Here is a 354-nt window from a genome sequence, read left to right on the forward strand (position 1 = left end):
CGCAGGTCCCGTGACATAGCCGCCGATCCAGAGCTGGTCGTTGTACCACCGCGTGCCGGCCGCGGAGCGGAAGTCGCCGGCGGCGATGTTGGTGGCGATGACGCCAGGCGAGGCGCGCTCCATGAACATGATATCGTTGGAGCTCGTGGCTTCGTCCAGCGTGTAGGGCAGGTCCATGATGCCGGCTTCGATCGCCATCCTACCGCCGAACGGCTTCAAGCCGGTGTAGCTGAGATAGGCGTTCTCGAGGCCCGAGATGCCGCCGCCGGGCAGCGATCCCGGAGCTGCCCCGCCAAATCCGTCGGAGGTGCCGCCGAAATCGTAGACCAGTGCGAAATTCCAGTCGTTGAAGAA

General features: G+C 64.7%; 1 protein-coding gene. It reads right to left on the minus strand.

What is annotated here, in order from left to right:
• A partial coding sequence (locus AC0L2O_RS36485) for a porin (RefSeq protein WP_473373161.1) occupies positions 1-354 on the minus strand: 354 nt, incomplete at both ends.

The organism is Bradyrhizobium sp. Kon10 (assembly GCF_055807395.1).